Genomic DNA, 579 nt, shown 5'->3' on the forward strand with positions numbered 1-579 from the left:
CGTCAACTTATCCAAACTAAACTTGCTGATGCATCAGTATCATTGATTGAAACTGAACGTGCAATTAACAAAGTTATTGTAACTTTGCACACTGCTAAACCAGGTATGGTTATTGGTAAATCAGGAGCTAACGTTGATGCACTCCGTGCAGAACTCAACAAACTTACTGGTAAACAAGTTCACATCAACATCGTTGAAATCAAAAAACCTGATTTGGACGCTCATCTTGTTGGTGAAGGAATTGCTAAACAACTTGAAGCACGTATCGCTTTCCGTCGTGCTCAAAAACAAGCCATCCAACGTGCTATGCGCGCTGGTGCAAAAGGGATCAAAACTCAAGTTTCTGGTCGTTTGAATGGTGCTGATATTGCCCGTGCTGAAGGATATTCAGAAGGTACAGTTCCACTCCACACACTCCGTGCGGACATCGACTACGCTTGGGAAGAAGCAGACACAACTTATGGTAAACTCGGCGTTAAAGTTTGGATCTACCGTGGTGAAGTTCTCCCTACTAAAAAATCTGTGAAAGGAGAAAAATAATCCATGTTAGTACCAAAACGTGTAAAACACCGTCGTGAA

The 579-nt window shown here is 42.1% G+C and carries 1 protein-coding gene; it reads left to right on the forward strand.

Annotated elements, in window-relative coordinates; genetic code table 11:
* A partial coding sequence (rpsC, locus tag BAZO_RS01650; protein ID WP_003329471.1) for a 30S ribosomal protein S3 occupies nt 1–540 on the forward strand: 540 nt, incomplete at its 5' end.
* Nucleotides 541–579: the final 39 nt, after the last annotated feature.

Source organism: Schinkia azotoformans LMG 9581, from assembly GCF_000307855.1.
GTDB classification, from domain to species: domain Bacteria; phylum Bacillota; class Bacilli; order Bacillales; family Bacillaceae_J; genus Schinkia; species Schinkia azotoformans.